The sequence below is a fragment of the Halobellus rarus genome, assembly GCF_024494595.1.
Lineage (GTDB): Archaea > Halobacteriota > Halobacteria > Halobacteriales > Haloferacaceae > Haloquadratum > Haloquadratum rarum.
On sequence record NZ_JANHDI010000013.1, the window covers coordinates 16,450 to 38,091 of the forward strand.

At 66.6% G+C, this 21,642-nt stretch carries 18 protein-coding genes; 11 read left to right on the forward strand and 7 right to left on the reverse strand.

Annotated features, from left to right (window positions below; genetic code table 11):
- Positions 1–358 precede the first annotated feature (358 nt).
- From NO876_RS14980 to NO876_RS15000, 5 genes are all read right to left on the reverse strand, one after another.
- Positions 359–2,209 (reverse strand): FAD-binding protein, encoded by a 1,851-nt coding sequence (locus tag NO876_RS14980; protein WP_256422475.1) that lies wholly within the window; start codon positions 2,207–2,209, stop codon positions 359–361.
- Between the two features lie 15 nt (positions 2,210–2,224).
- Entirely contained in the window at positions 2,225–3,115 is an 891-nt protein-coding gene (locus NO876_RS14985) for a succinate dehydrogenase/fumarate reductase iron-sulfur subunit (RefSeq protein WP_256422476.1), read from the reverse strand.
- A 14-nt stretch (positions 3,116–3,129) separates the two neighbouring features.
- Complete coding sequence (locus tag NO876_RS14990) at positions 3,130–3,501, reverse strand: succinate dehydrogenase/fumarate reductase transmembrane subunit (RefSeq protein ID WP_256422477.1); 372 nt, start codon at positions 3,499–3,501, stop codon at positions 3,130–3,132.
- The gene (sdhC, locus tag NO876_RS14995; RefSeq protein ID WP_103990319.1) at positions 3,501–3,896 is read right to left on the reverse strand and encodes a succinate dehydrogenase, cytochrome b556 subunit; all 396 of its coding nucleotides are present in this window, start codon (positions 3,894–3,896) and stop codon (positions 3,501–3,503) included. Before sdhC ends, NO876_RS14990 begins: the two co-directional genes overlap by 1 nt.
- Before the next feature lie 119 nt (positions 3,897–4,015).
- Positions 4,016–5,032, reverse strand: a complete 1,017-nt coding sequence (locus tag NO876_RS15000) for a succinylglutamate desuccinylase/aspartoacylase family protein (RefSeq protein WP_256422478.1) — start codon at positions 5,030–5,032, stop codon at positions 4,016–4,018.
- 157 nt (positions 5,033–5,189) lie between these two features.
- Here NO876_RS15000 and NO876_RS15005 point away from each other — a divergent pair, with 157 nt between their 5' ends.
- The 5 genes from NO876_RS15005 to NO876_RS15025 all read left to right on the forward strand — a co-directional run bounded on the left by NO876_RS15005 (position 5,190) and on the right by NO876_RS15025 (position 9,559).
- On the forward strand, positions 5,190–6,548 hold the full coding sequence (locus tag NO876_RS15005; protein WP_256422479.1) for a putative ATP-dependent zinc protease: 1,359 nt from the start codon (positions 5,190–5,192) through the stop codon (positions 6,546–6,548).
- A gap of 214 nt (positions 6,549–6,762) precedes the next feature.
- Positions 6,763–7,893 (forward strand): hypothetical protein, encoded by a 1,131-nt coding sequence (locus tag NO876_RS15010; RefSeq protein ID WP_256422480.1) that lies wholly within the window; start codon positions 6,763–6,765, stop codon positions 7,891–7,893.
- The gene (locus tag NO876_RS15015) at positions 7,890–8,414 is read left to right on the forward strand and encodes a DUF8135 domain-containing protein (RefSeq protein ID WP_256422481.1); all 525 of its coding nucleotides are present in this window, start codon (positions 7,890–7,892) and stop codon (positions 8,412–8,414) included. The genes NO876_RS15010 and NO876_RS15015 overlap by 4 nt, the downstream gene beginning before the upstream one ends.
- Before the next feature lie 33 nt (positions 8,415–8,447).
- Entirely contained in the window at positions 8,448–8,777 is a 330-nt protein-coding gene (locus NO876_RS15020; protein WP_256422482.1) for a transcription factor S, read from the forward strand.
- 353 nt (positions 8,778–9,130) lie between these two features.
- Complete coding sequence (locus NO876_RS15025; protein ID WP_256422483.1) at positions 9,131–9,559, forward strand: hypothetical protein; 429 nt, start codon at positions 9,131–9,133, stop codon at positions 9,557–9,559.
- 9 nt (positions 9,560–9,568) lie between these two features.
- Here NO876_RS15025 and NO876_RS15030 read toward each other — a convergent pair whose 3' ends face one another.
- Entirely contained in the window at positions 9,569–10,306 is a 738-nt protein-coding gene (locus NO876_RS15030; RefSeq protein WP_256422484.1) for an alpha/beta hydrolase, read from the reverse strand.
- A gap of 59 nt (positions 10,307–10,365) precedes the next feature.
- On the opposite strand from NO876_RS15030, the gene NO876_RS15035 reads away from it, so the two are divergent.
- Both NO876_RS15035 and NO876_RS15040 read left to right on the forward strand, forming a co-directional pair.
- Positions 10,366–11,193, forward strand: coding sequence for a PspA/IM30 family protein (locus NO876_RS15035; RefSeq protein ID WP_256422485.1), 828 nt, complete (start codon positions 10,366–10,368; stop codon positions 11,191–11,193).
- A 176-nt stretch (positions 11,194–11,369) separates the two neighbouring features.
- Positions 11,370–12,938 (forward strand): glutamate-cysteine ligase family protein, encoded by a 1,569-nt coding sequence (locus NO876_RS15040; protein WP_256422486.1) that lies wholly within the window; start codon positions 11,370–11,372, stop codon positions 12,936–12,938.
- Positions 12,939–12,963: 25 nt separating this feature from the next.
- Here the strand turns inward: NO876_RS15040 and NO876_RS15045 are convergent, their stop codons facing one another.
- Entirely contained in the window at positions 12,964–13,398 is a 435-nt protein-coding gene (locus NO876_RS15045) for a DUF5820 family protein (RefSeq protein WP_256422487.1), read from the reverse strand.
- A gap of 440 nt (positions 13,399–13,838) precedes the next feature.
- On the opposite strand from NO876_RS15045, the gene NO876_RS15050 reads away from it, so the two are divergent.
- The 4 genes from NO876_RS15050 to NO876_RS15065 are packed head-to-tail and all read left to right on the forward strand — an operon-like array spanning position 13,839 to position 21,605.
- Positions 13,839–15,908, forward strand: coding sequence for a PrkA family serine protein kinase (locus NO876_RS15050; RefSeq protein WP_256422488.1), 2,070 nt, complete (start codon positions 13,839–13,841; stop codon positions 15,906–15,908).
- 2 nt (positions 15,909–15,910) lie between these two features.
- Positions 15,911–18,214, forward strand: a complete 2,304-nt coding sequence (locus NO876_RS15055) for a PrkA family serine protein kinase (RefSeq protein WP_256422489.1) — start codon at positions 15,911–15,913, stop codon at positions 18,212–18,214.
- Positions 18,205–19,563 carry a YeaH/YhbH family protein gene (locus tag NO876_RS15060; RefSeq protein WP_256422490.1) on the forward strand — a complete coding sequence of 453 codons (1,359 nt, stop codon included), beginning with the start codon at positions 18,205–18,207 and terminating at the stop codon, positions 19,561–19,563. The genes NO876_RS15055 and NO876_RS15060 overlap by 10 nt, the downstream gene beginning before the upstream one ends.
- A gap of 26 nt (positions 19,564–19,589) precedes the next feature.
- Positions 19,590–21,605, forward strand: coding sequence for a SpoVR family protein (locus tag NO876_RS15065; protein ID WP_256422491.1), 2,016 nt, complete (start codon positions 19,590–19,592; stop codon positions 21,603–21,605).
- The last annotated feature ends 37 nt before the right edge of the window (positions 21,606–21,642 follow it).

Consider the following 21,642-nt stretch of genomic DNA (forward strand, 5'->3'; position numbering starts at 1 on the left):
GAACGATACGCCCGATACAGGCGAATGATCCAGACCCACGCGATGACAGACAGGACCAAGAGAACCGTTATTTGGCCAATTGACTCCGTGACCGTGTTCGTTAGTAATTGAACGGTGAGGATAGCTGGATAGAGAGCGAAAAACAGAGCGAGAACCAATCCGATCCCTTTCAGATACGTGAACAGATTTTGTTCCACGTTTCTGGATAGCTCAAGATCGACCAAATATCTTCGGTGGGACCGACATACCCCGGATCGAACGGCTGGAACGCTACAAACAGCAACAGCTACGGATTCCGACACGGGCCTAAAACAGGAGATCCGAGCGATCGGGACTCGAGAGAGATCCGGATCCGACCTCAGTAACTCCGGATCTTCGGCTCGTACCGCTTGTTCTCGCCTTCGAGCAGCACCGGCTTGTACCACAGTTCCGGCGAGCCCTCGTTCCACGACAGCAGCGTGTGCTTCAGCCAGTTCTCGTCGTCGCGCTCCTGGTGCTCCTTGCGCCAGTGCGCGCCGCGGAACTCCTCGCGGGCGAGCGCACCGAGGGTGATCGCCTCCGCCAGATCGATCACGTTCCGCGTCTCGATGGTCTGCTGTAAATCGGTGTTGAACGTCCGCGACTGATCGGCCACGCCGACGTCCTCGTAGGCCTCGCGCGCCTCGCGAATGTCCCGAAGCGCCTCTTCGAGGCGCTCCTTCTCGCGGAAGACGTTGACGTTCTCCGTCATCGACTCCTGGACCTCGGCGCGGATCTCCGCGTGATTGCGGCCGTCCTCGTTGTCCAGCAGCGCCTCGACGCGTTCTTTCGCACGCTCCGTCGCGCGTTCGACGAGGCCGGCCGGATCGAGGCCGGAACCGCCGTCCGCGACGGCGTCGCCGCCGGTGGCGTCGGCCTCGACGCTCGGTTCGATCGCGCCGGGTTCGACCGGCGTCTCGACGTCGCCGGCCTCCCACTCGCCGCGCTTGCCGGTCGGAATCTCGGCCTCGCCGAGGTCGCGGCCGGCGGCGTGGTGGCCCGCCCGAGCGCCGAAGACGATGAGTTCCGGCAGCGCGTTGCCGCCGAGGCGGTTCGAGCCGTGGACCGAGGCGCAGGCGCACTCGCCGGCGGCGTAGAGTCCGGAGATGCACGTCTCGCCGTTCTCGTCGGTCTCGACGCCGCCCATCGCGTAGTGCTGACCGGGTTTGACGGGCATCGGCTCTTCCAGCGGGTTGACGCCCTCGAAGTCCTCCGAGAGGTGGATGATGTTCTCGAGGCGATCGACGATTCGCTCCTCGCCGAGGTGCCGCATATCGAGGTGAACGTACTCCTCCTCGATGCCCCGACCCTCGTTGATCTCCGTCAGCTCCGCCCGGGAGACGACGTCGCGGGAGGCCAGTTCGCCGTCGTTGTTCGCGTACCCGTGCTCGAACATGAACCGCTCTCCCTCGCTGTTGTAGAGGATTCCGCCCTCGCCGCGGACTCCCTCCGTGATCAGGACGCCCGTCGAGGGGAGCGTCGTCGGGTGGAACTGGATGAACTCCATGTCCTCGATCGGAACGCCCGCGCGGTAGGCCATCGCGACGCCGTCGCCGGTGTTGGCCACCGCGTTGGTCGTGTGGTCGTACACCTGGCCGGGGCCGCCGGTCGCGAGGATGACGCCGTCCCGGGCGTGGAAGCCCTCGATGTTCCCCGACTGGACGTCGTAGCCGACGACGCCGTGGCAACTCCGCTCTTCGGGCGTCTCCTCGTCGCTGACGGCGAGATCGAGGACGTACCACTCGTCGTAGACCTGGATGCCGCGCTTGACGAGCTGCTCGTACATCGTGTGGAGGAGTTGGTGCCCGGTCTCCGCGCCCGCGTAGGTCGTCCGCGGGAACGAGAGACCGCCGAACGGCCGCTGGCTGACCGTGCCGTCGTCCTCTCTGGAGAAGGCCATCCCCCAGTGTTCGAGCTGGATGACCTCTTCGGGACTGTCCTGCGCCAGCGTCTCGATGGCGGGGGCGTCGCCGAGGTAGTCCGACCCCTTCATCGTGTCGTAGGCGTGATCTTGCCAGGAGTCGCCCTCCCGGAGCGCGGCGTTGATGCCGCCCTCGGCCGCGCCGGTGTGGCTCCGTACGGGATGGAGTTTCGAGACGATGGCCACGTCGGCCCCCTCTTCTTGCGCTGCGATGGCCGCGCGGAGGCCTGCGCCTCCCGCGCCCACCACGATGACGTCGTGTTCGTGCATAGTGTGCTCTCTGAATTACCAGAACTTGAGGTTGTTTTTCACGGCCTCGCGCTTCAGCTCCTGAATGTGCTCCGTGAGCGGGATGTCCTTCGGACAGACCTCCGTACAGGAGAACTGCGTCTGACACCGCCAGACGCCGTGCTCCTGTTCGAGGATCTCCAGGCGCTGCTGTTTCATATCCTCGCCCTCGCGTTCGTCCATCGTGAAGCGGTACGCCTTGTTGATGGCCGCCGGGCCGAGGTACTCGTTGTCGCCCGCCGCGATGTTGCAGGAAGACATACACGCGCCGCACCAGATACAGCGCGTCGACATCTTGACCTTCTCGCGGTTCTCCCGGGACTGCCGCTGCTCTTCGAGTTCGCCGTCGGGCAGGTCGTTCGTCTGGAAGTACGGCTCGACGGCCTCCATCTGGTCGTAGAAGTGCTCCATGTCCACGACCAGGTCCTTGACGACCTCGGCGTGCGGGAGCGGTTCGATGCGGACCGGCTCTTCGAGGTCCGACAGTTGCGTCTTACAGCAGAGCCGCTGTCTCCCGTTGACGAACATCGCGTCCGACCCGCAGACCGCCTGCCGGCAGGAGTGTCTGAACGTGAGGCTCGAATCGTACGTGTCGCGGGCGTACATCAGCGCGTCGAGGACGGTCATCCCCTTGTGGTAGGGGACGTGGAAGTCGTCGAAGCGGGGCTCCTTCTTGCCCTCGATCTCGGGGTCGTACCGGAACACCTTCAGGTGGTACGTCTCCTCGTCGGCGAGGGCCGCTTCGGCCTCCTCTGCCTGCCGCTTCTCGTCTCGCTCCGCGGCGCGCTCGCGCTTCTTCGCCATCCGGCGCTCCTGCGCGGCGGACGTCGGTTCGGCCTCGCCGGCGGACGATTCATCCTCGGTCTGATCTGGAAGTTGCGTGCTCATTGGTGGACGGGCGGTTAGATCGGGACGCCTCCGGCCCAGGCGAGTGCGGTTCTGACGCCCTGAACGATCACGACGGCGCTGGCGACGACGAGAACCAGTTTCACGGCGGTCTTGCGGGAGCCGGTGAGGCCCTGGTTGATGAGGGCGTTGTAGACGCCGTTGACGCCGTGGAACGTCGCGGTCAGGAGAAAGAGGATCATCAGCGAGAAGTACGTCAGTTCCTGCATCCGCGCCTGCGACATCGCGAACGTGACCTCGTCGGCGTGGTTCACGAAGTGAAGCAGGAAGAAGTGGAACGCGAGGACGACCACGAGGAACGCGGCCGTGATGCGCTGCCAGAGCCAGCGGCGCCCGCCGGCCTCGAAGGAGGAGTAGCGCTCGGCCATCAGCCGAACACCCCCGCGAGGAACGTCGGCACGCTCGCGACGGCGATGGCACCCGTCAGCAGCAGCGACGCGTAAAAGCTCTTGTCCTGTGCTTCGAGCCCGACGCCGAGATCGACGAACAGCAGCCGAAGGCCGTTGAGAATGTGGAAGACCGCCACCGACAGCAGCCCGACCTCGAGGATGCGCACGACGAGCAGACTCTCCAGGGACTGGATCGTCGTCGTGTACGCATCCGGGCTCTGCAGTGCCGTCGAGAGGACGGCGATGTGGGTGAAGAGATACCCCACGAGCACCCATCCGGTGAACTTGTGGAACACCCAGGCCCACATTCCGGCTGAGAACTCCCGCCAGCGGCCGAAGTCCTCGATGAGGCCCCGATTGTAAGACTGACTCATACTCCTCTGAGAGTCAGGCCGGACCCACTATAGAACTTACGTGTGCGGCTGGGACCCGCTGTCGGGGAAACCGGATGACTCCGTGGAGGTGACTTCTGAACGAACGGATTCGGGGCGTCCTACACTCCACGGGTCGCCTGTTCGCGCTCGACGACCCGTCGGACGCCGGGTTCGAGTTCGACGAGATGACAGAGGGGGTTCCCGGGGTAGACGACGGGGTTCTCCAAGACGCCGACGAGCAGGCCGGTAAAGGGCGCTTCGACCGCGACGTTGTCGTCCTTGAACGGGTTCGTGAGCGTGCAGATCTGCTCGCCCTCGCGGACGAGTGACCCGCGCTCGTGGTGCATATCGACGATACCGCCGGCGTCGGCGCGGATCCACGTCTTCTCGTTCGCGTCGTCGATGACGGTCCGCCAACCGGGCCAGCGTACCGACGGCGACTCAAGCAGTTCGTACTCGGCGAAGACGCTCTCGACGCCCGTGAGCGCGTCGTCGATGAGACCGCGCTGGAACCGGTGGGCCTCGCCCATCTCGACGGTCACCGTCGGGATGCCGACCCGCGTCGCCTCCGTCCGGAGGACCCCGTCGCTGCCCTCGCTGTCGATGATCACGTTCGACCCGAACGCCCGGGCGAGCCGATCGACCGCGCCGTCGGACATGTCCGCGCGGACGTGGAGCATGTTCGTCCGCCCGCGCGTCGAGGTGTGGAAGTCGATACCGAAGTCGCACGGCGCGACGAAGTTGTCGAAGATGCGCGCGGCCATCCGCTTGGCGCTCGTCGAGTCCTCCCGACCGGGGAACGAGCGGTTCAGGTCCCGATCGTATATCGGGAGATAGCGCTGCTGGGCGAGGAAGCCGGGGACGTTCATCACCGGCAGGCAGACGAGCGTCCCACCGAGGTCCGAGAGGTCCCACTCGTGGGCGACCTCGCGGACGACCTCGATACCGTTGAGTTCGTCGCCGTGGGCCGCCGCCGAGAGGAACACCGTCGGCCCCGATCGCTCGCCGTTGATGATGGTGACCGGAATGCGGACCGGATCGCCGAGGTACGTCTCGCTGATACCGTACCGGAGGTTCTGCCGCTCTCCCGGTTCGACCTTCCCCCCGTTGTACGTGAAGGTCCCGTCGGTGCTCATACGCGCCATCGGATACCCGACGGGATAAACGCTCGTAACCCGACGTCGCGACCCGATCGTGGAGTTCCGTGCAGTCCGATCGGTGCGAAACGTTCACACCGGCCGAGAGGGGTTCAGATCGGCACCTCTTTCTTGACGTGGGCGTGTACAGAAGGGTATGTCTACTGACGGAGATCCGGTTCGGGTTGGCGTCCTCTCACTGCACAACAGCAAGGAGACGAAGGCGATTCTCAACGCGGTCGACGACCTCGGCCACGAGGGCATCTGGCTGCGTCGGGAGAACACCGCGATCAGCGTCGAGGACGGGGACGTCGCCATCGAGCCCGAAGTAGACATCGTGGCCAACCGGCTGCTGCTCTCGAACACCGAAGAACCGGCGGAACTCCTGGGGCTGGCGACGACCTTCGAGCGGATCCGGCCGATGCTGAACGAACCCGCGTCGGTGCTCACCGCGATCCACAAGTTCGCCACGGCGGCGACGCTCGCGAACTGGAACATCAAGGTGCCGGACGCGCTCCTGGCGCTCTCGAACGAGCGACTGAACAAGGGCCGGGACCGCTTCGGCGAGGTCGGCGTCTACAAGTCCGCGATCGGGACCCACGGCGGAGGGACGTGGAAGGTGGACCTCACGGAGGCGGTCAACCCGAAAGTCGGGAGCCGGCAAGCGTTCCTCCAGGACCTCATCGACCGCGACGAGAACGAGCACCGCGACCTCCGCGTGTACGTCGTCGACGGCGAGGTCATCGGCGCGATGTACCGCTACGCGCCCGAGGGCGAGTGGCGGACCAACGTCGCGCTCGGCGGCGACGTCATCGACGCGACCGAGGATATGCCGAAAGAGGCCAGAGAGACCGCGCTCTACGCGACGGAAGTGATGGGACTGGACTACGTCGGCGTCGACCTCATCGAGGGCGACGACGGCTGGTTCGTCCTCGAAGTCAACCCGACCGCCGGGTTCAGGGGGCTTCACAAGGCGACCGGCCGCAGCCCCGCACCGTACATCGCCAAACTCGCGATCGAGGAGATCGGCGGCGAGGTCGACGACGAGCGCGTGGAGGAGTTGTCGGCGACGCTCGACGACTCCCGGCCCGCGGGGATGCCACGTATCACCTCGGATCCGGTCGGCGATCGACCGACGATCGGGTACATCGAGGAGGTCGTCGTCTCCGGGACCAGCGGGTCGACGCAGGCGAAGGCGAAGTCAGACACCGGGGCGACCCGGACGAGCCTCGACACCGCGCTGGCCGCCGAGATCGGTGCCGGACCGATCAAGAGTATGACGCGCGTCCGGTCGGGATCGGTGAAGTCCGGGAAGGCCCGCCCCGTCGTCGACCTCGTCGTCGGTATCGGCGGCACCCAGCACACCGTCACCGCGAGCATCGAGGACCGCTCGCATATGGATTATCCGCTGCTCCTCGGCCGCGACATCCTCCAGCACTACCAGGTGGACGTGAACCGCCGATCCGATTCGGGCGGTCCCGACGACGACGAGCGCGAAGAGGAGTACCTGGAGTAGGGTGGCCGCCACGGCGACGTTCCGAGGGCGACAGCCGATCGGGGTCGACTGGAGTCTCCGAAGCCGATCGGGGCCACCCGAAGCCGACTGAAACCACTCGGGGCTGGTCGAATCGATGAGACCGGACGCCCGACAGTCGCGGACAGAGCCGTCACAGGGCGATTCTTCCCGACGCCGGTATTAATTTAAGTATGCCGGGGTGAACGTAGCGTAGATGGGGAGCGAGCGCGTCGACGGCCTGCCGGACGAGCTCGAGTCGTGGGTGGACGACAGAGCCGCAGCCACGGACCGCACGCGCGAGGAAGTCGTGCATCGGCTGATCGCCGCACATCGCGAACTCGACGAGCGGGGGGGCGGAGACGGCGGAACCGATCTCGCCGGCGACGAGGGTTTCGAGACCGTGAACGACGTACTGCGGGAGGCGGACGCCGAATCGATCGAGCGGGAACTCGACGAGATCGTCGAGCGGGTCGCGGCCCTGGAGGCCGACCTCGACGAGAAGATCACGGACGTCAGAGAGCGCGTCATCCAGGTCAAGCGGGAGACGGACGCCAAAGCGCCGGCCGAGCACGACCACCCGGAGATCGACCGCCGACTGTCCGAGGGGTTCGAGAACTACGAGGAGATCCTCGAGTACCTCACCGACACGACCGACGAACACGGGTCGAAACTCGACCGGCTCGGATCGGCGGTGCTCGCGGTCAGATCGCGCCTGTCGGCGCTCGAGGGCGCGGTAGAGACGCGGGAGGCGGCGGCGGATCTCCGCCGGGAGGCGAACAGCCGCGGCGTGACCAAGGCCGCCTGTGAGTCCTGCGGGGAGACCGTACACCTCGGCCTGCTCGACGAACCGCGCTGTCCGCACTGCGACGCCCCGTTCGACGGCCTTGAACCGAAACGGAGGTTCTTCGGCTCGAACCGGCTGACGGTTGGCGACCGGCCGGCGCTTGAGTCCGCGGCGGGTGCGTCGGGAGCCACCGACGAGGGGACATCCACAGCACCGACACCGGACGAGGACCCCGATACCGACGACCGTACTGACGACCCCGCCACCCACGATCATACCGACGACGCTCGGGCTGACACCGGTGCGAACGCGTCGGTCCCGGGAGACAACCCGGTCGACCCCGACAGATCACCGTCAGCGTCGGGGACGCCAACCCGGGATTCCGAAGGGGGACGGTTGGAATCGGAAGCGACGACACCACCGAAACCCGAGGAGCAGAACACGCACGACCGAGAGCCATCCGACCCCGACGAGGAACCCGAGGGTGCCGACGGCGAGGACGGTCGAGCGGACGAGACCGGTGGCGGACCCCCCAGCGATCACAGGGAGGTCCGGCAGTGAGCGAGGACATCGGCGAGGACGGGAACGCGACCGGAGAGGCGGAACCGATCGAACCGTCCGGCGGCAGCGAGGCTCCGCTCTCGGAGTTGGCCGACAAGATCTCCGAGCGCCGGCGTCGGGAGGCCTCCGGGGGGCGCGGAACGAGCGATGAGGGGACCGCCGAGGATCCCGCGGCGTCAGCCGCCGACGGGGATCCCGGTTCGGACGATGATCCGTTCGAGGAGATGTCGGTCTCGGAGATCGACGAGGAGACGCTCTGGGCGTCGCTGGCCGACGACGCCGGCGAGGGGCCGGAACTGAGCGTCGGGGCAGACACCGCCGGCGAGTCGGAGACGAGACGGACCCCCCGTGCTCCGCCCGAACCGCGAGAACACGTCGTCTCGAAAGAGGCCTACTGCCAGAAGTGTCCGCACTTGAGCGATCCCCCCGAGTTGACGTGTACTCACGGGGGCACCGAAATCATCGAGGTCGTCGACAGCGAGCACTTCCGCGTCCGGGAGTGTCCGATGGTCGAAGAGTGAGACACTTGTGTCCGCAGGGCGAACTCGAGGGAAATGCAGTTCTGCGACGAATGCGGTTCGATGATGGTCTCTCGGGACGGATCGATGGTCTGTACCGACGACGACTGCGGCGCGCGGGCCGAACAGGACGAGGACCTGGCGGCACAGTTCGTCTCGACGGAGGAACAGACCGACGGCGACGTGATCGAGACGACAGAGGACGCGAACTTCGAGGGGAAGCCGACCGCGACGGACGTCGTCTGTGACGAGTGCGGGAATCGAGAGGCGTGGTACACGATCAAGCAGACGGGATCGGCCGACGAACCGCCGACGCGCTTCTTCAAGTGTACCGAGTGCGGCCACCGGTGGAGAGGGTATAACTAACGCCCCACCTTTTTCCAGCGGTGGGTTTCCTCGCTCACTGCGTTCGCTGCGGGAACCCACCGTGCAAAAACCTGTCTTGCTGAGCGTAGCGAAGCAAGGCTCGTGAGACGCTGTGCGTCTCACGGCGGAGGGAAAAAGACCGCGAGGCTCGCATCCGCTCGCCTCGCGGTACGAACACTGGGACACCGCCACCGCACTGCGACAGCCCTGCCACCGCTCCGCCACCGCACTGCAACCGCCCTGTCTCCGCCCACCGCCACCACCGCCTCCGCGAGGACGTAGATTCCACTTCGGTCGGAGCGTCCCAGCACTCGTTACCGGATGTTTTTGAGACGTCCGACTAACAGAGACCTATGCCCCTCCACCGCCGTCTCAGCGATCGACTCCGCCCGTGGTACCTCCTCGACGTCCTCGCGTTTCTGTTCGGCGCGAGCAGCACGCTCTGGCGCGCCGCCGACGGGTTCGGTGAACTCGCCGCGCTCACCCCGCTTACAGCGGTCACCGCAGTCGTCTCCGGCCTCCTGGCCGTGGTCGTTCTCCGCTTCACCGTCGGCAACCTCTGGGCCTACGCGGTCGAGTACGCCAACGCGGGCGGACAGTGGACCGACCTGCCGTTCCTCGTGCCCGTCGGTAGCGGTCTCGCCGGCCTGCTGCTCACGTACGCGACGACGTCGAACCTCGGCGCGGCCGCCTGGGCCGGGTTCTGGGCTTTCGTCGTCGCCGCTGGTGTCGTCGCGGCCGCCGTCTCCCTGGCTGCCGGGTACAGCGAAGCGTCGGCGTGAAGCGGGTCGCTATTTCGACCCACCGGGCCGAAGCGTCGGAACCAGAAAGTCGGCGACCGCGGTCGCGACCTTCCCTGCCTGACCGATGAAGAAGTGGTCCGCCGCGAACTCGACGACCTCGTACCCGCGCTCTCTGGCGGCCGCGACGACCGGCCCGACCTCGGCGACGTCGTCGCGAGTCCCGTAGAGGACTTGAACCGGCATCTCCGGCGGAATCGAGTCGAGGTCGGCGACGACGTCGACTCCGCCGATCTCCGTTTCGTCGGGGGCGTCGGGACCAGTCCGCGCGGTGCCGAGCCGTGCGGGTGCCGCGAGCGCGGCCACGCCCGCGACGTCCGCGCCGTGCGCCGTCGCAGAGAGCGCGACCGCACCGCCGAAACTGAATCCGAAGAGCCCGACGCGTTCGTACCGCTCGTTCGCCCACCCGACCGCCGAGAGGACGTCGGCGCGCTCACCGCGGCCGCCGTCCCACGGGCCGTAGTCGAACCGAAGGCAGTCGATCCCCCTCTCTCCGAGTTCGTCGCTCACGGCCCGGAGCCGCTGGTCGCCGCGGTGGCCACCGTGTTGCGGGTGCGGGGGACAGGCGACGACGCACGCCGGAGCGGTTTCGGCCGCGCCGCCCGGCTGATCTGATTGCTCAGGATCGCAGCCGTCCGCCGTCCCGGTCGCCCGATCCGAGCCCCCGGCCGCGACGTCGAGCGTCCCGCGGGCGTCGCGGCCGCCGGGCAGTAGGATCGTCTCTGACATTCGGTTTCGTCCGGTTGGGGACGTGAGGTTTTAACTCCGGCGTGCCCAACGAGGGACGTATGGGAATCCTCTCACGCGCGTCCTACGTCGTTCGCTCGAAGCTCAACGCCCTCCTCAACCGCGCGGAGGACCCGACGGAGACGCTCGAGTACTCCTACGAACAGATGCGCGACGAACTCCAGGACGTCAAACAGGGCATCGCCGACCTGACGACCCAGAAGAAGCGCCTGGAGATCCAGAAGCGACGCCTCGAAGAGAACGTCGAGAAGCACAACGAGCAGGCCAGAGAGGCGGTCAGACAGGATCGAGACGACCTCGCGCGGCAGGCCCTCGAAAAGAAGCAGGCGAAGATGAACCAGATCGAGGAACTGGAGGGGCAGATCGCCGACCTCCAGTCGACGCAGGACGACCTCGTCGAGAAGAAGAACGAACTCCAGAACCGCATCGAGGAGTTCCGGACGAAGAAGGAGACGATGAAGGCGCGCTACGAGGCCGCCGAGGCGTCGTCGCGCGTCTCCGAGGCGATGACCGGAGTCGGCGACGAGATGAACGACGTCTCCCGGGCTATCGAGCGCGCCGAGGAGCGCACCGACGAGATGGAGGCCCGCTCGGAGGCGATGGACGAACTCGTCGACACCGGCGCGTTCGAGGACGCGATGTCCGATAAGGACAGTATCGACCGCGAACTCGAGAGCGGCCGGACGAACGCCGAGGTCGACTCGGAGCTGGAGACGTTGAAAACCGAGATGGGCGGCGGTGCCGACGAAGCGAGCGAGGCCGATTCGGAACCGGCCGCGGACGTCGAGGACGACCCCACCGCCGAGGTCGACGTCTCCGACACCGAGGTCGAAGCCGAACTGGAAGAGCTGAAAGACGACGAGAACTGAACGGGGGCGATTTCGTTCGTCCTGCGGACCGGACCGACCGCGAAGCGGACGCTCGCGATCGGCCCACTGATTCTGCCGACGACGAGCGGTGAAGTGTCCGATCGGAACGACGCGGGCGAGTGACCGCCAGATACGAGCCGACAGTATCAGTAGCCGTCGGCCGCGATACCCACGCAATGACCGAGACGATCGACGCCGTTCGCGCGGCACTCGATTCCGAGCGACGCGCGGCGTTCGAACGACGCGTCGAGCGCGAAGCAGCGTCGTTACGGGAGGACATCTCAGGCGGACTGTTCGACGCCCCCGACTTCGCGGTCGGTCTCGAACTCGAAGGCTACGTCGTCGACGGGGACGGGCGCCTCGCGTCCGCGCCCGAACGCCTCTTCGAGACCGACGGCTGTAGCCGCGAACTCGGCGTCCACAACGCCGAACTACACACCGGACCCGACGTGGTCTGTGACGCCGGGCTCCGCCGGCAACTCGACGAACTGGACGGGATCTACGAGGCCGTCCAGCGGATCCTCGCGGAATCCGATCGGCGGTTCGTGCTCGACGCGATGTGGACCGTGCCGCCGTCTGAGGGCACCGTTCGGTACCTCGAACGCGGCGAGGAGTCCGACGGAATCTTTCTCGCGGACAACATGCGACCCGTGCCCCGGTACGTCGCGCTCGACGGGAAGATCCGCGAGCTCAACGGCGGCCGGACCGACCTCGACCTCCCCGGCCTGGAGACGGCAAAGTCGATGCTCGCCGAGTCTCTCGCGACGTCGATGCAACCGCACCTGCAGATCCCGGACCCGGACGACGTGCCGCACTTTCTGAACGTCGCGACGCGGACGATGGGCCCGATCCTCTCGCTCACGGCGAACTCGCCGTTCCTCCCCGCGGACCTGTACGGCGGGTGGGTGGACCGCGAGGGCTGGGAATCGGTCCTCTCGCGCACGCCCCACGAACTCCGAATCCCGATCTTCGAGCGCTCCGTCGACGAGGGGTCGCACAAGTGTCGTGTGCCGCGCGACGTCGACACGATGGCCGAACTGATCGATCGGATCGCGACGGACCCGACGCTCGTCGCCCCGCCGGACCTCGACGATCCGGTCGAGAGCGGCGATCCGGCGGGGAAGGGCGACGTCGGGAGCGACAAGTACCCCGCGTTCGGCGCGAAGCGGGGCACGTACTGGCGGTGGATCCGTCCGGTCTTCGGCGGCGACGTCCCCCGCGGTGCCGACGGCGGGCCGTCGGCCGGGGCCGACGAGGGATCGGTCCGAATCGAGTACCGCCCGCTCCCGACGCAGCCGACGCTGCGGGACACCGTCGGCGTGCAGGCGCTCGTCGTCGGCGCCCTCGTCGGCGTCGACGCCGCCGACCACCCGCTCGCGACCCTGCCGTGGGAGGACGCCCGCGAATCGTTCTACGCGGCGGTCGACGACGGTTCGGACGCGGACCTCCGGTGGGTCGCCCGCAACGGCGAGCGCACGACGGCGACCGGGCGGATCTACGACGAACTGTTCGCGCTCGCGCGGCGCGGCCTCGACGAACTCGGCGTCGGTGCCGAGACGGTCGAGTGGGCGCTCGGACCGATCGAAGCGCGCCGCGAGTCGACTCACACCGCGCCGAGCGCCTGGAAGCGTGCGAGGGTCCGCGACGCCGTCGACGACGGCGCGTCGGCGTCGGCGGCCGTCCGCGAGATGCAGGCGACGTACATCGAGCGGTCCGCGAGCGGCGTGCCGTTCGCGCAGTGGTGAGCGGCCGGAGCGCGTCAGCGACCTCTCACTCGCCGAGGACGTCGTCCAGTCTGTCGAGGTACGTCTCGCGCGGGAGTTGATACGCCTCCCGGTAGTCGACGTCCCCGTCAGCGAAGCGTCCGGCCAGGTCGTTCGCGCCCGCGACGGCGGCCTCGCGGGTCTCGTATGATTCGACGACCGCCTCGACCTCGGGTTCGAGCGTCAGAGCGACGTGCCAGGTGTCGGTCGCGATCTGTGACGCCCCGGGTCGTCGCGCCCGAGAGCGGTTCGAGACCAGTATCGTCGGGATGCACTCGGCGGGCAGGTCGTTGCCCTCGTTGAACACGTCCGGGCGGAAGACCAGAATGCGCCGGCCGTGCGGCTCGTCGTTCCAGAGCGTCCACCCCGCCGGCGGTTCGTCGGCGGCCGCCCCGTTCGAACCGCCGTCGCCCTTCGTGCCCTCCGAATCGTCGTCGTTCATCGCGCCGTGCCCGCTCCCGGCGTCCCTCGTCGGGACGGTCTCGCCCCGCCCGTTCCATCCTCCGGGTGTCCGATCATACCTGCCCTTCGTTCCCCCTCCTACAAATACCGTGGGCCGACCGTGACCCCTCCATAGGGAGACCGAAATCGACCCCGAACACGGGTGCCGTAATCGAAGGAAGGCTTATGTGTGTCGATCACTCACATACTTTCAGTCTCGGTCAATCGGACCGAGCGACCGCCCGCACACGTACCGCCAGCCGAAATCGACGTTCTGTCGCCCGTCGCCGTCTCGTCGCCGTCGCCCCGTGATGTCCCGTTGCGCGTGTGTATATTGGTATGTTTATACATACCATATTCGACGGTGAGCGAACGACCCGCTCGCCGCGCCCCGCCTGCCGAACGGCGGTGGGGCCTGTCGCTCCCCGAGACGGACAAACAATGAACGGTGACAGAGAAACCCTCGAAACCCTGAGCCGGCAGTACAAGGACTCGGTGCCAGAAGACCTCCGCGAAGCAAAACGCTTCGAGTGGTACCTCGACGCCGTGTACGAGGACCCCCGGATCGCGCGCAACGCCCACCAGCGGGTGGCGGACATGTTCGACCACTACGGCACCGACTACGACGAGGACGCCGGCGTCGTCGAGTATCGGATGGCCGCCGAGGACCCGCTCCACGACGGCGAGAACACCTTCTACGGACGAGAGGTCCACGAGTCGATCCACGAGTTCGTCAACAAGGTGAAATCCGGTGCGCGGGGACTCGGCCCCCAGAAGCGTATCAAACTCCTCCTCGGCCCGGTCGGCTCCGGGAAGTCGCACTTCGACTGGATGGTCAGGCGGTATTTCGAGGACTACACGGCGACGGACGCGGGGCGGATGTACACCTTCCGGTGGACGGACCTCGGCGACGTCATCCGCGATCAGGACCCCGAGGACGACGTCGTCACCTCGCCGATGAATCAGGACCCGCTCGTGTTGCTGCCGCAGCCACAGCGCGACGGGGTCATCGAGCGGCTCAACGAGCGCCTCGACGCGCCGTACACCATCCGGAACGACCAGACGCTCGATCCGGCCTCGGAGTTCTACCTCGACAAACTGCTGGCGCACTACGACGACGACTTACAGAAAGTCTTAGAGAACCACGTCGAGATCGTCCGCCTCGTCGCGAGCGAGAACAAGCGACAGTGCGTCGAGACGTTCGAGCCGAAGGACAAGAAGAACCAGGACGAGACGGAGTTGACCGGCGACGTCAACTACTCGAAACTCGCGGTCTACGGCGAGTCGGACCCGCGCGCGTTCGATTACTCCGGCGCGTTCTGCAACGCCAACCGGGGGCTCTTCTCGGGCGAGGAGCTGCTGAAGCTTCAGCGGGAGTTCCTGTACGACTTCCTGCACGCCTCCCAGGAGCAGACGATCAAGCCGAAGAACAACCCCAGAATCGACATCGACCAGGTGATCGTCGGGCGGACGAACATGCCCGAGTACAGAGAGAAGAAGGGCGACGAGAAGATGGAGGCGTTCAACGACCGGACGAAGCGGATCGACTTCCCGTACGTGTTAGAGTACGACGAGGAGGCCGAAATCTACCGGAAGATGCTCAGAAACGCCGACGTGCCGGATATGCACATCGAGCCACACGCCCTGGAGATGGCGGGGCTGTTCGGCGTTCTGACGCGGCTCACCGAGCCCGACGGGTCGGTCTCGCTGGTGCAGAAGGCGAAGGCGTACAACGGCGAAATCGACGACAGCGACGACGTCGACGTCAGAAAGCTCCGCGAGAACGGCGAGGAGAAGGCCGACATCGGCGAGGGAATGGACGGCGTCTCCGCGCGGTTCATCGGCGACGAGATCGCCGAGGCGATCATGGACTCGACGCACCGGGGCCGGTCGTACCTCTCGCCGCTGTCGGTGTTCTCGCACTTCGAGGCCAACCTGGAGAACCACGGGTCGATCCCCGAGGACAACCTCGACCGGTATCACCGCTACCTCGAACTCGTCCGCGAGGAGTACAAGGCCCGGGCCATCGAGGACGTCCGGCACGCCCTCGCCTACGACATCGACGAGATCAGACGGCAGGGCGAGAAGTACATGGACCACGTGATGGCGTACATCGACGACGCCACCGTCGAGGACGAACTCACCGGGCGCGAGCAGGACCCCGACGAGACGTTCCTCAGGTCCGTCGAGGAGAAACTCGAGATCCCCGAGGACCGGAAGGACGACTTCCGCCAGGAGGTCTCGAACTGGGTCTCCCGGCGCGCCCGCGACGGCACCTCCTTCGACCCGCAGGACAACGACCGCCTCCGCCGCGCCTTAGAGCGGAAGCTCTGGGAGGACAAGAAACACAACATCAACTTCTCGGCGCTCGTGAGCGCGAACGAACTCGACGACGACGAGCGCAGCGCCTGGGTCGACGCGCTGATCGAGCAGGGATACTCCCCCGAGGGCGCACGCGAGATCCTGGAGTTCGCCGGCGCGGAGGTGGCCAAGAGCGAACTCGAGGAGTGAGTATGACCGCTAAACACACCTCCGACCCCGGCCCGGCGCGGGACTACGTCGAGCGCGCGGACGACCACCTCCGAGGGACCTACGAGGAGCCGATGAGCCTCGACGCCTACGTCGAGGCCGCCTTCGAGCGGCCGTCGATCGCCGCGCACGCCTCGAAGTACCTGCTGGACGCGATCGAGTCGATGGGCACGCGAACGGTGCTGGAGGAGGGCGAGACCAGGGAGCGGTACCGCTTCTTCGACGACCCGGCGAACGACGGCGAACACGCCGTCCTCGGGAACACGGAGGTGCTGAACGGCTTCGTCGACGACCTCCGGACGATCGCCGCCGAGCGGGGGAAATCCGAGAAGATCCTCTGGTTCGACGGTCCTACCGCGACCGGGAAGTCCGAACTGAAGCGCTGTCTGATCAACGGCTTACGGGCGTACTCGAAGACCGAGGCCGGTCGCCGGTACACCGTCGAGTGGAACGTCGCGAGCGCGAGCGACACCCGCGGGCTCTCCTACGGCGGCGAGACCAGCGGCGCGGAGCGCGAGACCGACTGGTACGAGAGCCCGGTGCAGTCGCATCCGCTGTCGGTCTTTCCCGCCGACGTCCGCGGGGAGTTGCTGGCGGCGCTGAACCGCGAATCCGACGAACACGTTCCGGTCGCGGTCGACGCGGAGCTCGATCCCTTCTGCCGGGAGGCCTACGACCACCTGGAGGAGAAGTACCGCAGAGACGGAACGCGGGAGCTGTTCTCGGCGGTCACCGATCCCTCGCACCTGCGCGTGAAGAACTACGTCGTCGACGTGGGACGGGGAATCGGCGTCCTCCACTCCGAGGACGACGGCTCGCCCAAGGAGCGCCTCGTGGGGTCGTGGATGCCGGGGATGCTCCGCGAACTCGACTCCCGCGGTCGGAAGAACCCTCAGGCGTTCAGCTACGACGGCGTGCTCTCGCAGGGCAACGGCCTCCTCACGATCGTCGAGGACGCCGCCCAGCACGCGGACCTGCTGCAGAAGCTCCTGAACGTGCCCGACGAGGGGCACGTCAAACTCGACAAGGGGACGGGGATGGACGTCGACACCCAACTGCTCATCATCTCGAACCCCGACCTCGACGCCGAACTCGACAAGTACTCGGATCGGAACGGCCGCGATCCGCTGAAGGCGCTGAAGCGCCGGCTCGACAAACACGAGTTCCGGTACCTCACCAACCTCTCCCTCGAGGCGGAGCTGATCCGCCGCGAACTCACCGACGAGACGGCGGTCTGGGACGTCGACGAGGAGGAGGAGTTGCGAGAACGGGTTCGCGCCCCGCTCCTCGTCGACGTGCAGAGCGGGGTCGGAGCGGTTCGGTCGAAGGAACTCGCACCGCACGCGGTCGAGGCCGCGGCGATGTACAGCGTGCTCACGCGTCTCGACGGCGAGGACGTCCCCGCCGGCTACGACCTCGTCGACAAGGCGCTGCTGTTCGATTACGGGTACGTCAGAGAGGACGACGGCCGGACGGGCGTCGAGGAGTTCTCCTTCGACGGCGAGGGCGAGGGCATCCACGGAATCCCCGTCACGTTCACCCGCGACGTCATCGCGGACCTGTTGCACGAGGACGCCGACCGGTGGCACCCCGACCTCGACGTCGAGCGCGTCGTCCTCCCCGAGGACGTCCTCGACGCGATGGCCCGAGGACTACAGAACGCGCCGGTCTTCTCCCGCTCCGAGCGGGCGGAGTACGAGGGCCGGGTGGCGATGGCCAAGGAGTACGTCCTCGACAGACAAGAGGAGGACGTCCTCGCGGCGCTGCTCGCGGAGCACTCCGTCGAGCGCGAGACGGTCGCCGAGTACGTCGAGCACGTCTACGCGTGGGACGGCGACGAGCAGGTCGAGACGAGACACGGACCGATCGATCCGGACCCGCTGCGGATGAAGCTCTTCGAGACCGAACAGCTGGGTCGCTTCGGCTCGGACGACTACCTCGGCAACCAGCCCACCGAGACGGTCAAACGCTTCCGTCGCGAGCGGATCATCACCGCGCTGAACCGGTACGCGTGGGAGAACCGCGACGAGGGGTTCGCCGTCGACGACGTCGACCTCTCGGAGATCCCGGTGATCCGGTCGGTGCTCGACTCGCACGAGTGGGCCGACGTCCGGCGTCTCTACGAGGACTTCGACCCGACCCAGTGGGAGGATCCGCCGGAGAACACGGAGACGGCGCGACTGAAGGAACAGGCCATCGACGAGCTGATCGGCCGCGGCTACACGCCGGCCTCGGCGGAGCTGACGAGCCGCGCCGTGATGCGGGAGGTGCGCCACCGATGGGACTGAGAGAGGACCTCGAACGGTTCCGTGAGGTCGGCGAGGAGCGCCGCGAGGACCTCGAATCGTTCATCCGCTACGGCGACCTCAGCGGCTCCGATACCGACCACATCCAGATCCCGATCAAGGTCGTGGACCTCCCCGAGTTCGAATACGACAGGCTCGACCGCGGCGGGGTGGGCCAGGGCGACGGCGGCACGCCGGACGTCGGCCAGCCGGTCGGACAGCCGCAACCGGGTGACGGGGACGGCGACGAGGAGGGCGACGACGGCGAGCCCGGCGAGGAGGGCGGCGAACACGGCTACTACGAGATGGATCCCGAGGAGTTCGCCGAGGAACTCGACGAGAAGCTCGGTCTGGACCTCGAACCCAAGGGAAAGGAGGTGATCGAGGAGGTCGAGGGAGACTTCACCGACGTCACGCGAACGGGGCCGAACAGCACGCTCGACTTCGAGCGGTTGTTCAAACAGGGGCTCAAGCGGAAGCTCGCGACCGACTTCGACGAGGAGTTCGTCCGCGAGGCGATGAAGGTCGCCGGCGAGACTCCCCAGTCGGTCTTCCAGTGGTGCCGCGAGCGGAACATCCTCGTCTCACTCGCCTGGATCGAGTCCGAGTGGGACGAGATCGAAGCCGAGGAGCGCGAGAAGTGGGACTCCTTCGCGGAGATGGAGTCGAACGTCGAGCGGACCACGGCGGTCCAGCGGATCCGGCGGAAGGGGCTACGCGAGGTGCCGTTCCGCCGCGACGACGAGCGGTACCGTCACCCCGAGATCGAGGAGAAGAAGCAGAAGAACGTCGTCGTCGTCAACATCCGCGACGTCTCGGGGTCGATGCGGGAGACCAAGCGGGAACTCGTCGAGCGGACGTTCACGCCGCTGGATTGGTACCTCCAGGGGAAGTACGACAACGCGAAGTTCGTCTACATCGCTCACGACGCCGACGCCTGGGCGGTCGAGCGCGAGGAGTTCTTCGGCATCCGATCGGGCGGCGGCACGCGAATCTCCAGCGCGTACGAACTGGCGAAGGAGATCTTAGAGGAACAGTACCCCTGGTCGGAGTGGAACCGCTACGTCTTCGCCGCCGGCGACTCGGAGAACTCCTCGAACGACACGACGGAGAAAGTGATTCCGTTGATGAGAGAGATCCCCGCGAACCGCCACGCGTACGTGGAGACCCAGCCCGGGGGAACGGCGATCAACGCGACGCACGCCGAGGAGGTCGAAGACGCCTTCTCTGAGGACGGCGACGTCGTCGTCGCGCGGGTGAGCGGGCCGGAGGACGTCACCGATGCGATCTACGAGATCCTTCAGCCGGCGTCGTCGAAGGCGTCGACGGCGTCGCCCGCCGGATCGTCCTGAGAGATGCGAGACCAACACACCAGACAATGACAACCAGACCGCGACGCTTCAGACGGGTGGCGCGACAGGAGGCCGATCGGCTCGAAGAGCCGGTTCGAGAGGCCGCCGCGCTCGCCCGGAAACTCGGACTCGACCCCTACCCGGTGAACTACTGGGTGGTCGACCACGACGAGATGAACCAGCTCATCGCCTACGGCGGCTTCCAGGCCCGCTACCCGCACTGGCGGTGGGGAATGACCTACGACCGCCAGCGCAAGCAGGACCAGTTCGGGATGGGCAAGGCGTTCGAGATCGTCAACAACGACGATCCGAGCCACGCGTTCCTCCAGGAATCGAACACCCTGGCGGACCAGAAGGCCGTCATCACCCACGTCGAGGCGCACGCGGACTTCTTCCGCAACAACGAGTGGTTCAGCCGGTTCTCCGGAGACGGCGACCTCGACGCCGCCGCGATGCTCGAACGCCACGCCGAGACCATCCAGCGCTACGTGAGCGACCCGGAGATCGACCGCGAGGACGTCGAGCGCTTCGTCGACGCCGTGACCTGCCTCGAGGACACGATCGATCAGCACCGGCCGCTGGCGGCCGACCGCGACGGCGAGCGGAGTCAGCCGGAGGACCTCCGCGAGCGCCTCGACGAGATGGACTTCTCCCCGACGGTCAGCGGGGCCGTCTTCGACGACGAGTGGCTCGACGAACTCGCGGAAGCGGAGGCCGCCGCGGCGGACCTCGACCGGCCGCGAACGGACGTCCTCGGGTTCCTCCTCGAACACGGGACCGTCTACGACGAGGAGTCGGGGGAGGCCGTCGAGATGGAGCCCTGGCAGACGGAGGTCCTCGAACTCCTCCGCCGGGAGGCGTACTACTTCGCCCCGCAGAAGATGACGAAGACGATGAACGAGGGCTGGGCGGCCTACTGGGAGTCGCTGATGATGGGCGAGGAGCGCTTCGCCGGCACCGACGAGTTTCTCACCTACGCCGACCACCAGGCCCGCGTCCTGGGGTCGCCCGGACTCAATCCCTACAAACTCGGGAAAGAACTCTGGGAGTACGTCGAGAACACGGCCAACAGACGGGAAGTCGCGGAGAAACTCCTCCGCGTCGAGGGGGTCACCTGGCGGAACTTCCACGACGTCGTCGACTTCGATCGGGTTCAGTCGCTGCTCGAACCGCCGGCGGCGATCGACGCGATTCGCCCGGATACCCTCGAGAACCTCGCAGCACTCTCCGAGGACGACCCCCGCGTGGACTGGGAGACGCTCGACCGGGCGCTGTCGGACCCCGTGGCCGTCGACGTCGGCCGCTACCCCTGGAAAGTTCTCACCTACGAGGGGCTGGCCGAGCGCCACTTCTCGCTCGTGAAACCACAGAACCGTGGCTTTCTCCGGCGTGTCAGACGCTTGGAACTGGAGGAGATATCCAGATATATGTTCGACGACGCGAAGTACGGGAGCGTCGAGGAGGCCGTCGCCGACGTCGGGAAGACGGTCGGCTGGGACCGGATGCGAGAGGTCCGCGAGAGTCACAACGACGTGACGTTCCTCGACGCGTTCCTCTCTCCGGAGTTCGTCGAGTCGAACGACTACTTCACCTACGAGTACACCCGCTCGACGGGCGACTTCCGCGTCGCCTCCACGGACCCCGACGACGTGAAGAAGAAGCTGCTCCTGCAGTTCACCAACTTCGGCAAGCCGACGATCGCCGTCTTCGACGACAACTTCGAGAACCGCGGGGAACTGCTCCTCGGACACCGATACAACGGGATTATGCTCGACCTCGACGAGGCGCGCGACGTCCTCGAACGCGTGCACGAACTCTGGGGTCGACCGGTCAACCTGATGACGATCCGCAAGGAGTACGACGATCACGACGTCGAGATCGCGCGACGACGCAACCGCGAACCGGAGCCGGTCGAAGTCGGGGTTCGGATCCGGTACGACGGCGAGGGATTCGACGAGTTCGAGCTCGATCCCGGGCTGAAAGAGCGGATCGCCGCCGACGACATCGACTACGACACCAAGCCCGACGAGTGGCTGTCGTAGTCGATAGCTCTCCGCCGCCGGTCAGACGGCAGAAGCC

Bases quoted from the DNA above. Each gene is read 5' to 3' on its own strand.
- NO876_RS15030 (WP_256422484.1), bottom strand. From the start codon at position 10,306: ATGTCAGAGACGATCCTACTGCCCGGCGGCCGCGACGCCCGCGGGACG.
- NO876_RS15055 (WP_256422489.1), top strand. From the start codon at position 15,911: ATGACCGCTAAACACACCTCCGACCCCGGCCCGGCGCGGGACTACGTC.
- NO876_RS15035 (WP_256422485.1), top strand. From the start codon at position 10,366: ATGGGAATCCTCTCACGCGCGTCCTACGTCGTTCGCTCGAAGCTCAAC.
- NO876_RS14980 (WP_256422475.1), bottom strand. From the start codon at position 2,209: ATGCACGAACACGACGTCATCGTGGTGGGCGCGGGAGGCGCAGGCCTC.
- NO876_RS15010 (WP_256422480.1), top strand. From the start codon at position 6,763: ATGGGGAGCGAGCGCGTCGACGGCCTGCCGGACGAGCTCGAGTCGTGG.
- NO876_RS14985 (WP_256422476.1), bottom strand. From the start codon at position 3,115: ATGAGCACGCAACTTCCAGATCAGACCGAGGATGAATCGTCCGCCGGC.
- NO876_RS15065 (WP_256422491.1), top strand. From the start codon at position 19,590: ATGACAACCAGACCGCGACGCTTCAGACGGGTGGCGCGACAGGAGGCC.
- NO876_RS15025 (WP_256422483.1), top strand. From the start codon at position 9,131: ATGCCCCTCCACCGCCGTCTCAGCGATCGACTCCGCCCGTGGTACCTC.
- NO876_RS15020 (WP_256422482.1), top strand. From the start codon at position 8,448: ATGCAGTTCTGCGACGAATGCGGTTCGATGATGGTCTCTCGGGACGGA.
- NO876_RS15050 (WP_256422488.1), top strand. From the start codon at position 13,839: ATGAACGGTGACAGAGAAACCCTCGAAACCCTGAGCCGGCAGTACAAG.
- NO876_RS14990 (WP_256422477.1), bottom strand. From the start codon at position 3,501: ATGGCCGAGCGCTACTCCTCCTTCGAGGCCGGCGGGCGCCGCTGGCTC.
- NO876_RS15000 (WP_256422478.1), bottom strand. From the start codon at position 5,032: ATGAGCACCGACGGGACCTTCACGTACAACGGGGGGAAGGTCGAACCG.
- NO876_RS15060 (WP_256422490.1), top strand. From the start codon at position 18,205: ATGGGACTGAGAGAGGACCTCGAACGGTTCCGTGAGGTCGGCGAGGAG.
- sdhC (WP_103990319.1), bottom strand. From the start codon at position 3,896: ATGAGTCAGTCTTACAATCGGGGCCTCATCGAGGACTTCGGCCGCTGG.
- NO876_RS15040 (WP_256422486.1), top strand. From the start codon at position 11,370: ATGACCGAGACGATCGACGCCGTTCGCGCGGCACTCGATTCCGAGCGA.
- NO876_RS15005 (WP_256422479.1), top strand. From the start codon at position 5,190: ATGTCTACTGACGGAGATCCGGTTCGGGTTGGCGTCCTCTCACTGCAC.
- NO876_RS15045 (WP_256422487.1), bottom strand. From the start codon at position 13,398: ATGAACGACGACGATTCGGAGGGCACGAAGGGCGACGGCGGTTCGAAC.